10 protein-coding genes are annotated in these 13,812 nt (G+C 62.5%); 9 read left to right on the top strand and 1 reads right to left on the bottom strand.

All coding sequences use genetic code 11. The annotated features are described in order from the left end of the window. The first annotated feature begins 95 nt into the window (after positions 1-95). The 7 genes from ACLGGT_RS17810 to ACLGGT_RS17780 all read left to right on the top strand — a co-directional run bounded on the left by ACLGGT_RS17810 (position 96) and on the right by ACLGGT_RS17780 (position 8,758). Positions 96-740, top strand: a complete 645-nt coding sequence (locus ACLGGT_RS17810) for a hypothetical protein (protein ID WP_437197071.1) — start codon at positions 96-98, stop codon at positions 738-740. Positions 741-791: 51 nt separating this feature from the next. Beyond that, entirely contained in the window at positions 792-2,537 is a 1,746-nt protein-coding gene (argS, locus tag ACLGGT_RS17805; protein WP_437197070.1) for an arginine--tRNA ligase, read from the top strand. Between the two features lie 72 nt (positions 2,538-2,609). Then, entirely contained in the window at positions 2,610-3,539 is a 930-nt protein-coding gene (locus tag ACLGGT_RS17800) for an SPOR domain-containing protein (protein WP_437197069.1), read from the top strand. Next, positions 3,515-4,543 carry a beta-N-acetylhexosaminidase gene (gene nagZ, locus ACLGGT_RS17795; protein ID WP_437197068.1) on the top strand — a complete coding sequence of 343 codons (1,029 nt, stop codon included), beginning with the start codon at positions 3,515-3,517 and terminating at the stop codon, positions 4,541-4,543. Before ACLGGT_RS17800 ends, nagZ begins: the two co-directional genes overlap by 25 nt. Continuing rightward, the gene (locus tag ACLGGT_RS17790) at positions 4,536-5,324 is read left to right on the top strand and encodes a segregation and condensation protein A (protein WP_081506219.1); all 789 of its coding nucleotides are present in this window, start codon (positions 4,536-4,538) and stop codon (positions 5,322-5,324) included. Before nagZ ends, ACLGGT_RS17790 begins: the two co-directional genes overlap by 8 nt. A gap of 4 nt (positions 5,325-5,328) precedes the next feature. Continuing rightward, complete coding sequence (gene scpB, locus ACLGGT_RS17785) at positions 5,329-5,985, top strand: SMC-Scp complex subunit ScpB (RefSeq protein ID WP_219434485.1); 657 nt, start codon at positions 5,329-5,331, stop codon at positions 5,983-5,985. A 403-nt stretch (positions 5,986-6,388) separates the two neighbouring features. Continuing rightward, the gene (locus ACLGGT_RS17780) at positions 6,389-8,758 is read left to right on the top strand and encodes a class I SAM-dependent methyltransferase (RefSeq protein WP_437197067.1); all 2,370 of its coding nucleotides are present in this window, start codon (positions 6,389-6,391) and stop codon (positions 8,756-8,758) included. A 37-nt stretch (positions 8,759-8,795) separates the two neighbouring features. Here the strand turns inward: ACLGGT_RS17780 and ACLGGT_RS17775 are convergent, their stop codons facing one another. Next, positions 8,796-9,812, bottom strand: a complete 1,017-nt coding sequence (locus ACLGGT_RS17775) for a hypothetical protein (RefSeq protein WP_437197066.1) — start codon at positions 9,810-9,812, stop codon at positions 8,796-8,798. A 104-nt stretch (positions 9,813-9,916) separates the two neighbouring features. Here ACLGGT_RS17775 and ACLGGT_RS17770 point away from each other — a divergent pair, with 104 nt between their 5' ends. After that, the gene (locus ACLGGT_RS17770; RefSeq protein WP_437197064.1) at positions 9,917-11,971 is read left to right on the top strand and encodes an AMP-binding protein; all 2,055 of its coding nucleotides are present in this window, start codon (positions 9,917-9,919) and stop codon (positions 11,969-11,971) included. Then, positions 11,968-13,809 (top strand): beta-ketoacyl synthase N-terminal-like domain-containing protein, encoded by a 1,842-nt coding sequence (locus ACLGGT_RS17765; protein ID WP_437197063.1) that lies wholly within the window; start codon positions 11,968-11,970, stop codon positions 13,807-13,809. The genes ACLGGT_RS17770 and ACLGGT_RS17765 overlap by 4 nt, the downstream gene beginning before the upstream one ends. Positions 13,810-13,812 lie beyond the last annotated feature (3 nt).

Genomic DNA, 13,812 nt, shown 5'->3' with positions numbered 1-13,812 from the left:
CTTATAACGAAAAAGTTTATACGCTTCTGCGTGCAGCCTGCGTTGTGTGCTGTGCGGCCTGATGCTAACCATCTCATGCTATTTGGGGCGCTTTGGTGATAGTGGGTTTCGCGGAGCATGTTGCGGGCAAGACCGTGCTGATCGCTGCGGCGGGCTGTGCGGCGGGTGTTGTGCTCGCGCAGGGGTTGGCGCGGGCCGGGGCGCAGGTGATCGTGATTGACCGGGAAGATCGGCGGTGTCAGGCACTGGCGCGGTTGGTTCCGGGGCGCATCGAGACGCTGGCGCTGGATGTGCTGCGCCCGTCGGTCTGCGCGCGGTTGGGGGCGCTTTGGGGGCAGACACCGATTGATTTGCTGATCCATTTGCAACCTTTGCGCATGGCGGCGCGCTTGGGGGCGGTGACGCTGGGCATTGCCGGGTTGAGCCGCGCGCTGCGCCCCGGTTTGCGGGCGGGGCAGGGCCGGAGCTTGATTGTCAACGCAGTCCCCTGCGCGGGGGCAGGGGCGGCGGAACGGGCGTGCCGTCTGGGTCTGGATCATTTGGGCGGCTATCTGGCCCAAGAGGCAGGTGGTGCGCAGCCGGTTCACACGCTGCGTTTGCTGCGGGCCGAGGGGCTGCGACGGGGCACGACGGCTGCGCTGTCGGTGGTGTTGGAGCCTGCTATATTTCTGGGCTTTGCACCTGGGGGTGAGGGCGGGGTGCAGTCGTCTTGCGTGACGGTTTGCGCCGCTTGTGATTGACGCGCCGCGCGCCGTTGGATAACCCGAGCCAAGGCAGCAAGGATAGCTTTTATGAACCTTTTTACCGATATGCGCGACCTCGTGCTGGAAACGCTGGCGGCAATGCAGGCAGGCGGCCAGTTGCCCGTGGGGCTGGATATGGCCAGTGTGACGGTCGAGCCGCCGCGCGATGCGGCGCATGGCGATATGGCAACCAATGCGGCGATGGTGCTGGCCAAGCCTGCGGGCCTCAAGCCGCGCGAGATTGCCGATGCTTTGGCGGCACGGCTGGCCGAGGATGGCCGTGTCGAGAGCGCCGAGGTGGCGGGGCCGGGGTTTCTTAACCTGCGGCTGGTCCCTGCGGTGTGGCAGCGGGTGGCGCGTGCGGCGCTGACCGAGGGCACGGGCTATGGTCGCTCGACCCTTGGGGCGGGCAAGCGGGTGAATGTGGAATATGTCAGCGCCAATCCGACGGGGCCACTGCATGTGGGCCATACGCGGGGCGCGGTGTTTGGCGATGCTCTGGCGCGGTTGCTGGATTATGTGGGCTATGAGGTCACGCGCGAATATTACATCAATGATGGCGGTGCGCAGGTCGATGTGCTGGCCCGGTCGGTTTATCTGCGGTATCTTGAGGCGCATGGGCAGGCGGTGGCCTTTGCCGATGGCACCTATCCCGGTGATTACCTGATCGAGGTGGGTGAGGCGCTGAAGGTGCAAGTGGGCGATGCCTATGTTGGGCAGCCCGAGGAGGTTTGGCTAGAGCCGATCCGCGATTTCGCCACGGACAAGATGATGGCGCTGATCCGCGAGGATCTTGCGGCGCTTGGCGTCGAGATGGACGTGTTCTATTCGGAAAAGTCGCTTTATGGCACCGGGTTGATCGAGGCGGCGATCGAGGATTTGCGCAGCAAGGGCTTGATCTATCGCGGTGTGCTGGAGCCGCCCAAGGGCAAAATGCCCGAGGATTGGGAGCCGCGCGAGCAGACGCTGTTCAAATCCACCGAACATGGCGATGATGTGGACCGTCCGATCATGAAGTCGGACGGTGGCTGGACCTATTTCGCGCCTGATATCGCCTATCATTATGACAAGATCAGCCGGGGCTTTGACCTCTTGATCGACGTCTTTGGCGCGGATCATGGCGGCTATGTCAAGCGGATGAAGGCGGCGGTGTCGGCGCTGTCGAATGGCCGGGTGCCGGTGGATATCAAGCTGTGCCAACTGGTGAAGCTGTATAAGAACGGCGAGCCGTTCAAGATGTCGAAGCGCGCGGGCACCTTTGTGACGCTGCGCGATGTGGTTGATCAGGTGGGCGCGGATGTGACCCGTTTTGTGATGCTGACGCGCAAGAACGATGCGCCTTTGGATTTCGATTTCGACAAGGTTTTGGAGCAATCCAAGGATAACCCGGTGTTCTACGTGCAATATGCCAATGCGCGGGTGAATTCGGTGCTGCGCAAGGCGGCAGAGGCCGGAATTGCGGTGGAGGATGCGACATTGGCGCAAGCGGACCTCAGCGGGTTGACCCATGAGGCAGAGCTGGCGGTGGCGCGCAAGATCGCGGAATGGCCACGCTTGGTCGAGATTGCCGGGCGCAGCAATGAGCCGCATCGCGTGGCATTCTATCTCTATGATCTGGCGTCTGATTTGCATGCCTTGTGGAACCGGGGCAATGACGATGCGTCGCTGCGTTTCATCCAAGAGGGCGATGTGGCCACATCACAGGCGAAAATCGCCCTTGCGCGTGCTGTAACCGTTGTTATTTCCGCAGGCCTTGGTATTCTGGGCGTAACTCCGGCGGAAGAGATGCGTTAACGCACCAAGCCGGGGATGAGGCAGAACAGTACATCCCCGGCGACCATGTATCGCCGGAGAGCAAGAGGCGACATGGCAGATATGCACTATGCACGGCCCGAACCGGGGCCTGAGCGCGCAAAGCTCATTGTCAGGCTGACCAATCTGACCGGCGCGGCACTCTCGCTTGCGCTGATCGCGGGCGTTGGGGTGTGGGGCACCAAGATGGTCCTGCGCGATGTGTCAGGCGTGCCGGTGGTGCGCGCGGCCGAAGGGCCAATGCGCGAGGCACCCGCCGATCCCGGTGGCGATGCTGCAGCCAATCAAGGGCTGTCGGTTAATGCCGTGGCCGCCGAAGGCACGGCAGCGGCCCCGGCAGATCGGTTGGTTCTGGCCCCTCCACCGCTTGAATTGTCGCTGGAGGATGTGGCCCCGCTGACCCCGACGTCGGAGGTCGCAGAGGCCACTCCGCGTGCAGAAGTCACAGAGCCTGCGCCACAAGCTGTGCCGGAGGAGGTTCAAAACGCCTCAATCCTTGCGCTTGCGGATCAGATTGCGGCGGGGGCCGCGCCGATAACCCCGCTGGAGGAAGAGGTGACGGGCCCGGAGGCGGTCGAGACCCCTGACGTGGAAGACGTGGCCGTTGCGCAAGCGGTCGTGCGCCCGCGTGCGCGCCCTGCATCGCTTACCTCGGTGTCCGAAGCAGTCGCCCTTGCGGTGGCGGCGGCGCGATCTGCGCCCTCGGAGGAGGTGGATGCGGAAACGATCCCACTTGGCACGCGGTTGGCGCAGCTTGGCGCGTTTGACTCGGCCGAGGTGGCGCGCGCGGAATGGGACCGTCTGGCGGGGCGGTTCGGTGATTTCCTTGATGGAAAACAACGGGTTATTCAGCGCGCTGAAAGTGGCGGGCGCACATTCTACCGGTTGCGGGCCATGGGCTTTGCCGATCTGGGGGATGCGCGGCGGTTCTGTTCGGCACTGGTCGCGGAGCGCGCCGAGTGCATCCCGGTGGTCACGCGGTGACGCGGTTTGGGGCGACGATCCTCGATGCGGAGGGTCTGCGGCTGACGGCAGAGGAAAAGTCGCTGTTTCGCGACACGCGCCCTTTTGGATTCATTCTCTTCGCGCGCAATATCGACAGCCCGGATCAGGTGCGCGCCCTTGTGGCAGAGATGCGCGAAGCGGCTGGTCATGACGCGATGGTCACGATTGATCAGGAGGGAGGGCGCGTGCAGCGATTGCGCGCGCCGCTATGGCGCGAGTGGCCTGCGCCGTTGGATCAGGCAGAGGCGGCGGGCAGCCGCGCGGCTGAGGCGATGTATCTGCGCTATCGTCTGATTGCGGCAGAGTTGCACGCGCTTGGCATCGACAGCAATTGCGCGCCGTTGGTGGATGTGGCGGGGCCTGCGACGCATCCGTTTCTGCGTAATCGCTGCTATGGCGTTGATCCCCATACGGTGGCGCATCTGGGCCGTGCGGTGGCGAATGGGCTGCTAGACGGGGGCGTATTGCCTGTGGTCAAACATATCCCCGGACATGGTCGCGCCGAGGCGGATAGCCACCATGATCTTCCGGTGGTCACGGCGCTGAAGAGTGACCTGCAAGATACTGATTTTGCGCCTTTTAGAGCGTTGAACGACCTGCCTTTGGGGATGACGGCGCATCTGGTCTATAGCGCGATTGATGCCGCGCCTGCGACCCTATCCGCACCGATGATGCAGGTGATCCGGGACGAAATCGGCTTTGACGGGCTGATTATGACTGATGACATTTCCATGAAAGCGTTGCGTGGCACCTTGCCGGACCTGTCGCGGGCGGCCTTGCAGGCCGGGTGCGATGTGATCCTGCATTGCAACGGGACCCTGGCGGAACGGCAGGCGGTGGCAGAGGCAGCCGGCGAGATGACCGAGCCTGCGCAAATCCGTGCCGACCGGGCGTTGACATGGCGCAAGACCCCCCAAGAGATTGACATTTCCGCCCTATCGGCACAGCTTGATGCGCTGACGGGCGGGTGTGCGCATGAGTGAGGACGATTTCGACAGGGATGAGGGGCCGGTCAATGTCGCCGAGCGGTTGGCCGCTGAGGCGCTGATTGTCGATGTCGATGGGTTCGAGGGGCCGCTTGACCTTTTGCTGACGCTGAGCCGGACGCAAAAGGTGGACCTGCGCAAGATTTCGGTGCTGGAACTGGCGCGGCAATATCTGGCCTTTGTGGAACGCGCCAAGGCGCTGCGGCTGGAACTGGCGGCGGATTATCTGGTGATGGCGGCGTGGCTTGCCTTTCTCAAATCGCGGCTGCTGTTGCCGCCAGACCCGAGCGAAGACGGACCCTCGGGCGAGGAATTGGCGGCGCATCTGGCGTTTCAGTTGGAGCGCTTGCAGGCGATGCGCGATTGCGCGGCGCGTCTGATGGGACGGGACCGGCTGGGGCGCGATTTCTTTGCACGCGGGGTGCCAGAGGACGTGGCGCGCCTGCGGCGTGTGACCTATACGGCGACGCTGCTTGACCTCATGCAGGGCTATGCCCGGATCAGGACGCGCGACGAATTCCGCCCCTTTGTGATGGATCGCGATGCGATCTTTACCATGGAGCAGGCGTTGGAGCGGATGCGGGGTTTGATCGGCTATGCAGGCACCTGGACCGATATCCTGAGCTATTTGCCAGAGGGGTTCACCACCGATCCGGGGCGGCGGCGATCGGCCACGGCCTCGACCTTTGCGGCGGCGCTGGAACTGGTCAAGGAAGGGCGGGCAGAGGTGCGGCAAGCGGAGGTTTTCGCCGCTATCGAGCTGCGGCGCAAGGATTAAGAGTATGTCGGAAGCACCTGAAGAAAAAGAACAAAGCCTGTTTCAAGCGCCCCCCATTGGCGAGCAGGAGCGGATGATTGAGGCGATGCTGTTTGCGAGCACCGAGCCGCTGACCACCCGCGACATGGCCGAGCGGATGCCGCATGGCAGCGATCCTGCCGAAGCGCTGGTGCATCTGCGCAAACGCTATGAGGGGCGCGGCGTGCGTGTGGTCAAGGTGGGTGATGCCTGGGCCATCCGCACTGCGCCGGACCTTGGCTATTTGATGAGCCGCGAGACGGTTGAGACCCGCAAGCTGAGCCGGGCTGCGATCGAGACATTGGCGATCATCGCCTATCACCAGCCGGTGACGCGTGCCGAAATCGAGGAGATTCGCGGCGTGGCGGTCAGCCGGGGCACGGTGGATCAATTACTGGAGATGGAGTGGATCCGGTTCGGGCGGCGCAAGATGACGCCCGGGCGGCCTGTGACCTTTGTGGTGACGCAAGAGTTTCTGGATCATTTCGGGCTAGAGAGCGCGCGGGACCTGCCTGGGCTCAAGGAGTTGCGGGCTGCGGGCCTGTTGGACAATCGCCCGCCGCCGGGGACCATGCCGCAGATGGGCAGCGAAGAGGACGAGGACGAGAGTGCACCGGGACAGAACGAGCTCTTCGAGGACTGACGCGGCACATCCGTGCCGTCGGCGCGATTGCGGCGGCGATTGAAGGGCGTTGGCCATGGATAAGAGGGATCGCCAGTCTTCCGCCAGAGTACCCTAAGCGTGCGGGCCGTCTTGGTTACAGGCCTGCGGCGGCTACATTCTTCTTTTGCAATCCGAACCTGCGCGGCATCTGTCCAGTGCTGATGGTGGCCTTTATCGGTGAGATGTAAGATCTCGACTTTGAGTCTATACCGATTGCCGGAGAGGGTGTCAGATCCGGGGCAAAAATCCTCAGCCCAAAAGACGGCGCTTTCCGGATGAATACAATTGACAAGGCAAGTGCCGGTCTCAACTATCGAGCTGCGTGCAGGCGTCCGGTTGGGTTTTTCGGCCATCTACCCAGTCTAAAAGGAGAAATATATTCGTGCCGGAGAATGAATTTCAGGGTCTGTGCACGATTTGCGGCCATGTGGGCGTATTTCGACGTGGCGATCACCGCTCTTTGCGCGAGTCCTATCCCTGCCCAAATTGTCGGTTCACGATGCGCTGGCGTGACCAGGCGGCCGTTATCCTTGATGAATTCGGACGCGGGCAGGCTTTGTCGATTGACGAATTGGTGGCACGAGGCTTTCTGTCCAATGTCGCCGTCTATGAGCCAGCCTTGCGGGGACCTTTCGTTGCGCGTTTTAATACGCTGCCGCACTATACAAGATCCTATTTTCGGCCCGACCTTGCGATCGGGGCACTAGCACCTGATGGCGTGCGTAACGAGGACCTGACCAAGCTGACCTTTGACGAGGACAGCTTTGATCTCATCATCACGAGCGATGTGATGGAGCATCTTCCCGATGTCGAAAGCGCATTTGCCGAAACCCTGCGCGTTCTTCGGCCCGGCGGGATTCACGTCTTTACCATTCCGAATGACTATCCCTTTCCTGACCGGACCGAACCGAGGGTTCGGGTAGAGGAGGGGGCGGAGGTGCACCTGAAGCCGGAGCGCTACCACAACGCTGGCGACGGGACGAAATGCTTGGTCTATACGGATTACGGGGCCGATCTTGCGGACATGATCCGCTCGCTTGGGGGCAGGCTGACCATCACGCGCCGCGGCGGTCCTGTCGAACCTCTCAACACCAACGCCACATTCATCCTGCGCAAGATTGCATCGGCGGGCAGACGGCGCCCGGTGTCCTCGCTCTCTGGTGCGGACAAACCTGTGGCCGAGGTGAAATCCGTTCAGGGTGCCCCCACCACGATCCGGACGGTTGACGAGGATCTTTGTTGCCCGATCTGTCACGGGACCGAGTTTGAGGATTTCAACGGTCGCTCCCATGCGCGGTGTTCATCCTGTCGGGGGGTGGAGCGCAACCGGCTTATGTGGATGGTGCTTGATCGACTGGGCGCTTTCGAGAAAGGCAAACGCATCCTTCATCTTGCGCCGGAGTTGGGACTGGCCCGAAAATTTGTCGAGCTTTCCGGGGATGCCTATCATGGTGCGGATCTTGATGCGGAGCGCTACAAGAGCAAGTTTCTCACGGTCCGAAAGCTTGATCTGTGCGTCGATCTGGCCGGTATCCCGGATGCAAGTTATGACCTGATCGTGCATAGTCATGTTCTGGAACATCTGCCTTGCTCAGTTGATGGCGTGCTGCAGGACCTTGACCGCATTCTTGCACCCGGCGGGTTGCATTTCCTGTCGGTTCCAGTCCGCGGCGAACACACGCTAGAGGATCTGTCGCCAGATCTTCGCCCGGTCGATCGACTGACGCGCTTTGGTCAAGAAGACCATATGCGTATTTTCGGGGCGGTGGATCTACAGGCGCTTCTGACCAAAGTATGGGGGCCGGGACAGCATCTGATCGTGCCTGTCGAGTTGTTCGCGCGCGACGATCTGCGCCGCGCCGTCATTCCGACGGTTGCTTGGCAAGGCGTGTCGGGTCACAGCATCTTTCACTATCGCAAGGGTGCCAGACCTCCGGCAGAGATGCTGACTACGCAGGTGGACGCGGCACCGCCGTCTGATGTGGGGTGGTCGCTGGCCCCAAATGCTGCGAGCGGGCCGCAGGGCGCAAAGCCCAAGACGCAAGAGGCCGATCTTGCCGCGAACGCCCCAACGGGATCGCCCGTCATCCTGGGCCTCGACGCCTTGCAGAGGGATAATCCCTGGCCGGAGTTTCCATGGGATGAACACGCACCGTTTCACCTTGCGCGCGACGCGGACGGTGATGGCGGTCGCGAGATCATCTTGCGACAGATCCTGAACCGGGACATCCGATTGATGGCCGAGGTGGGGTGTTTCCTTGGGGGGTCTTTGCTGCATTGGCTCAAGGCAAAGCCTGATCTGACGGTCATTGGGATAGACCCGTGGGATGGAGATTGGGCCAGCTTTGTCGAAGGGATGGCGCCCCATGCCAATCATCTGTCCGACGCTGAGGTCACGCGCATCGCCCGCCTACTGCGAAAGTACGGCAATTTCGCCGTTGCCCTGAACGCACTACGCTTGTTCAAGGATCGCTTGGTTCCGTTGGGCTGTGCATCTCCAGAGGCGTTGCACGACTTGCGGCGGCGCGACATCCCTATTGAGCTGATCTACCTTGACGGCTTCAAGCACCGCGACGAGCTTGATGTGGCGCATGACCTCTTTCCCGACGCCGTGTTGTGCGGCGATAACTGGCTGTGGCAGGACCAGACGGGTGCATTTGTCGTGCAACACAGCATCAAGGCATTCGCGCAGGATCATGGGTTCGATATCGAGGATCTGCGGCAGTCTTGGATCTTGCACCGTGAGAGGTAGGCCGGGCGCCCATCGGGTAATAGCCATGGGGGGGGCGTCAGGACGGGGTCGCAGGCTCGAGCGTGAGAAGCGGGCCGATGTAGCTGCGCAAGGGCCGCTCTGGTTCGCCCTTGAGCAGTTTGATTTCGGGGGCTTCCACGGTGGGGGATATCGTTATCTCACGCAGGTGGAGGCCGCGGTAGAAATCGAAGGCGACGGTTCCGATTCTGGGTGCGTAGCTGAAAGGATCGACGGTGGAGACTTGCAGACTATGGCCCGATGGGTCGAGGCGCAGGTTGATGTGCCCGCCAGCCCGGTGGAACAGGTGGACGAGAGCCTGGGCATGATACTCTTGCCCAAATCGCAGGACTGCGCCCGTGTTTTCGAGACGCATGTAGTGGAGGGGCAAATCCATGCAGTCATGACGCTCCATCGGGTGGTCGTGCTGAATTGCATCTGTGTCGAGGAGACCGCGGCGCCAGATCGGTTTGGGCAAGGAAACGGCGTGGAACCAAGCAGCCTGATCGAGGCAGCGTTTCAGGAACGGGGTGACGCGGTCTGCCATGACCTCACCACCTTCGTAGGTCGTGTGGACATCATCGCGCAGGAGGCCCGCCACGACATCGGCCCCAACCTCGGCAAGCCATCCTTCGGCCATGTCCAACAATGGGATGCGAAATTCCTTGCAGAATTCGCGGGTTTGCGCGTTGAAATCGTGATGAACCGGCGATGTCCAACGGCGGTGGTGAAGAAAAAAAGCCGGGTCGGCCCCTATATCCTGAGCCACAAGTGCCATGTCGAGAAGCAGTTCGCGCCCGCGCGCCGGGGTCGTCAGGGGATGCAGGGCAAAGGCCGACGCGTTTACCTCGAACAGAACGTGGCTGAATGGCCCGAGCTTTGCGGCGGCAAGGCGCAGGTAGGGGGGGATCACATGCGGCTGTTGGGCGCCCAGCCCGACCCGAAGCACGGTAACGTCTGGTGTCTCGGCACGAAGCCGGTCGATGGTGGGATCGGAGAAGCCGGATCTTGTGGCCACGTTAGAGAAGCCGATGATCAAGAGACGGCGGGTTGGCATTTAGGTCCCCTTGCAGCGATGTTGGGACACACCTTGCGCGGCGGCCAAACCATGACCGAGGCGCTGACGATACCCCCGCCCTTGATCAGACCTGAGGTTGCGCCATGACGCAATCGCTTTTCGAACACTGCGTGGCGCGTGCTGAAGGTGCCGCAGCGGCACTGGCAAGCCAAACCGTGCCGGGCAGGGTGCTGGCGCATGCAGCGGCACGGCCAGATGCGGCGTGCTATTTCTTTCACAACCCGGCCGGACCACCGGATGTGCTGAGTTTCGAGGATCTGGTTGCACGTGCGTCACATGTCGCGGGGGTCTTGACCGCAGCAGGCTGTAGCCATGGCGCGCGCGTGGCGTTGATCTTTGAGCATGGACCGGGTTTTGTGATCGCCCTCTTCGGGGCCTTCTTTGCGGGCTGTGCTGCGGTGCCGGTCGCGGTGCCGACCAATGACACGAAAAGAACGCGGGCGGGCGCTATTTTGGCAGAGGCTGACTGTGCGGTTCTGCTGACGTCGCCTGCCATCGCCAAAACACTTGCCGAGGACGGGATCGGCATCGCGGCCTTGCCGTCGGTCATTGCGCTCGACACCGTCGACCGTGCGGCATCGGTAATTCCTGACAGGATTGTGCCCGAGGATGTGGCCATCATTCAGTATACGTCCGGCTCGACAGGACATCCGCGGGGGGTAGTGGTGACGCAAGGCGCGCTCCATGCCCAGATGTGTGCGATAGACCTCTGTCTGCGAAGTGAGAGCGAGGAGCGCGTGGTCACATGGCTGCCGCCCGAACATGATATGGGGCTTATGGGCGGGCTGCTCTTCAATCTCTGGCGTGGCGATCCGACTTATGTTCTCGCGCCCGAAAGCTTCATACGGCGTCCCTATCTCTGGCTTGATACAATCAGCAAATGGCGTGGCACGGTTTCGGTTGCACCGAATTTCGCCTTTGACCTCTGCGCGCGCGGCATTCCTTCTGACCGCCTAAAAACCCTTGATCTGTCAAGCTGGCGTGTCGCGTTGAACGGGGCGGAACCTGTCCAGCCCGAAACCCTTGCCCGCTTTGCCGACGTGTTCAAGCCTGTGGGCTTTGATCCTCAGTGCTTTCTGCCGTGTTATGGACTGGCCGAGGCGACGCTCTTGGTGTCGGGTGCTGCACGTGGCGGCGGGGCCACGACCCACTGGTTCGATCCGGAGGCGCTTGAAGCGGGCAGGGTTGTGCCACTGGTGGCGGGAACGGGGCGCTGTCTTGTTTCTTCCGGCCCGGTTCGCACGACCGGCGGGGTCCGGATTGTCGAGCCGGAAACTGGCGTTCCCTGCCGCTCTGACCGCATCGGCGAAATCTGGATTGCAGGGGAAAGCGTCGGCTCTGGGTATCATGACCGACCCGAGGAAAGCGTTTCGACATTCGGGCAGTTCACCGCGACTGGCGACGGACCATATCTGCGCAGCGGGGATTTAGGATTTCTTTGGAACGATGAATTGTATGTGACGGGGCGCATCAAGGACATCGTGCTCTGGCGGGGCCGGACCCTGCACGCGGCTGACCTGGAACTTTTGATCACCGGCGCAGATCCAGCTATCCGGCCCGGCCGGATCGCGGCCTATCAGCGGGACGCAGGAAATGTCGATCTGATTGTTGAGATCGCGCAGGGCCGGCTAGGGGCGGATGGCGGCACCGGTGTGGCCGAACGGATCTGGCGCGACCTCATGGCAGGGTCTGGGGTTGATGTGGCGCGCGTGCGTCTGGCGCGGCCCGGCACATTGATGTGGACCTCAAGTGGCAAGCTCCGGCGCCGCGACACGCACGCAAGGCTGGAGACCGAGAGCGGGCTGCTGGTGCTCGATTGGGAGCCGGGACCGCTCAGAGCGCGCGGCGCACAGATCGAGGCGACCCGGACCCTTGCCGGGGCTATCGCGCAGAAGAGCGCGGGGCCGGGCGCATATCTGCGTTTTCTGACCGATTGGGTTGCCGCAGCGGTCAATTGCGCGCCGCAAGACGTTGATCCTCAGCTGCCCTGGGCGGACCAAGGCATGGATTCCTTGATGATCACGGAAATGGTGGTGGATTTGGAACAGGCGGTTGGGCGCGACATTCAGCCCGAACTGCTTTTCGAAATTCCCACCCCGTCTGGCTTGGCGCTTGCGCTCGCGCAAGGTTCGTCATGAGGCCGGACGAACCGATCGCTGTTATTGGTCTTGCGTGCAGGTTTCCCGGAGTGGACGGACCCGCAGAGCTGAACCGGCTGCTCCGCTCGGGGCAGACAGGCATCCGCGACATTCCGCCCGACCGATGGGCCTTGTGGGGACTGTCCGAAGACCTGTCCCTGCGCGAAGGTTTTCCCGTCACGCGGGCCGGTACTCTGGATGATATCGCGTTCTTCGACCGGCGTCCGTTTCGGATCTCGGCGAACGAATCCCCGCTGATCGACCCGCAGCAACGGCTTGCTCTGGAAACGAGCTGGCACGCGCTTGAGGATGCCGGGTTTTCGCCGGCTTGCCTTGAGGATGCGCCCATCGGCGTCTTCATGGGGGCTGGGTCGTCTGACTATGCGCTCCGGATGGCCCAAGCGGGCATATCCGGTGCTGGAAACCCCCATTGTGCGAATGGCGCGCAGAATGCTGCGATTTCGGGGCGTATCAGCTATTGCTTGGGTCTGACAGGGCCAAGCCTGACCATCGATACTGCCTGTTCCTCGGGGGCCGCCGCCGTCGCGTTGGCGGGGGACAATCTGCGCCTTGGTCATTGTGATGTTGCGCTTGCAGGGGGCGTTAATGCTCTTTTGTCGGTTGAACCTTTTCGGGCACTTTCCGGGATGAGTGTGTTGTCGGCCAAGGGTGAAACCCGCAGTTTCGACGCGACCGCATCAGGCTTTGTCCGCAGTGAAGGCTGTGGCGTGCTGGTTCTGAAACGGCTGTCATGCGCGTTGGCGGCTGGCGACCGCATCCATGCCGTCTTGCCCGGCTGGGCGATGGGACAGGATGGCCGCAGCAACGGGCTGAGCGCGCCCTCGCGCCGGGCGCAGGCGCGCGTCATTCTGCAAGCGGTGGAGGCGGCCGGACTAAAGCCCACCGATATCGGGGCCATCGAGGCACATGGATCTGCCACCGTATTGGGTGACACGATTGAGATATCGGCATTGGCAGACGTCTTTGGTGATCGGATTGACACAAAGGTTGTCGTGGGATCGGTGAAGGCGACGCTCGGCCATCTAGAGGCTGCGGCTGGGGTGGCCGGTCTGATCAAGGCCATCTTGATGGTCCGCGACGGATTCATGCCAAGGCAGCCCTGCTTTGCGACGCCGTCGCCACGGATCGACTGGGACGAGGTGCCATTCGAGATTGTGCGGGATCAGAGGGTCTGGCCCGGTCCCCGCCGGGTGATGGGGGTCAGTTCCTTTGGCATGAGCGGTCTGAATGCGCATATCCTTGTGTCCAATGCCGACATGTCACTCCATCGGGCGTTGCCTGCCGGTGGTCGTCATCTTTTCCTGCTGTCCGCCGCATCGCCCGACAGTCTGAGAACGCGCACAAGCCAACTGCTGGAGACGCTCCGCGCGCCGGGGGCCGATCTGGGAAAGATCGCCTTGGCGACGCGGCGCCGGTGGGTCGGACTGAGCTACCGATCCGGATTTGTCGCGGCATCGCAGGAGGAGGCGCAGGAGGCCCTCACGCGCAGTCTCGCGTTGCCCTCTCCGGGGCCCGTCGCACCGGCGGGAGAGATTGCGCTCAATATCCCCTCAGACCGGGCTGATCTGCATCGGGTCTTGCAGCAGGTCTGGCCCCGCTACGCTCTTGGCTTGTCGCAGGCGGCGGTGCCCGATCCGGGCACCCGTCCCGAGACGATGGAAGACGCGGTCCTTGCCCTGCACCTTGCCGGCGCGACGCTTTGCCTGGATGCGATCAGCCCGTCAGCCGCGGATGGGACGGACCTGCCGGGCTATCCTTTTGACCGACAGCGGCACTGGTTCGACGCAGTACGACCGGCCCGAGCACCTAGGGGATGAGAC

Source organism: Roseovarius sp. MS2 (genome assembly GCF_051447875.1).
GTDB classification, from domain to species: domain Bacteria; phylum Pseudomonadota; class Alphaproteobacteria; order Rhodobacterales; family Rhodobacteraceae; genus Roseovarius; species Roseovarius mucosus_A.
This window is presented reverse-complemented; position numbering and strand designations above follow the sequence as displayed.

Bases quoted from the DNA above. Each gene is read 5' to 3' on its own strand.
- argS (WP_437197070.1), top strand. From the start codon at position 792: ATGAACCTTTTTACCGATATGCGCGACCTCGTGCTGGAAACGCTGGCG.
- ACLGGT_RS17800 (WP_437197069.1), top strand. From the start codon at position 2,610: ATGGCAGATATGCACTATGCACGGCCCGAACCGGGGCCTGAGCGCGCA.
- ACLGGT_RS17790 (WP_081506219.1), top strand. From the start codon at position 4,536: ATGAGTGAGGACGATTTCGACAGGGATGAGGGGCCGGTCAATGTCGCC.
- scpB (WP_219434485.1), top strand. From the start codon at position 5,329: ATGTCGGAAGCACCTGAAGAAAAAGAACAAAGCCTGTTTCAAGCGCCC.
- ACLGGT_RS17775 (WP_437197066.1), bottom strand. From the start codon at position 9,812: ATGCCAACCCGCCGTCTCTTGATCATCGGCTTCTCTAACGTGGCCACA.
- ACLGGT_RS17770 (WP_437197064.1), top strand. From the start codon at position 9,917: ATGACGCAATCGCTTTTCGAACACTGCGTGGCGCGTGCTGAAGGTGCC.
- ACLGGT_RS17765 (WP_437197063.1), top strand. From the start codon at position 11,968: ATGAGGCCGGACGAACCGATCGCTGTTATTGGTCTTGCGTGCAGGTTT.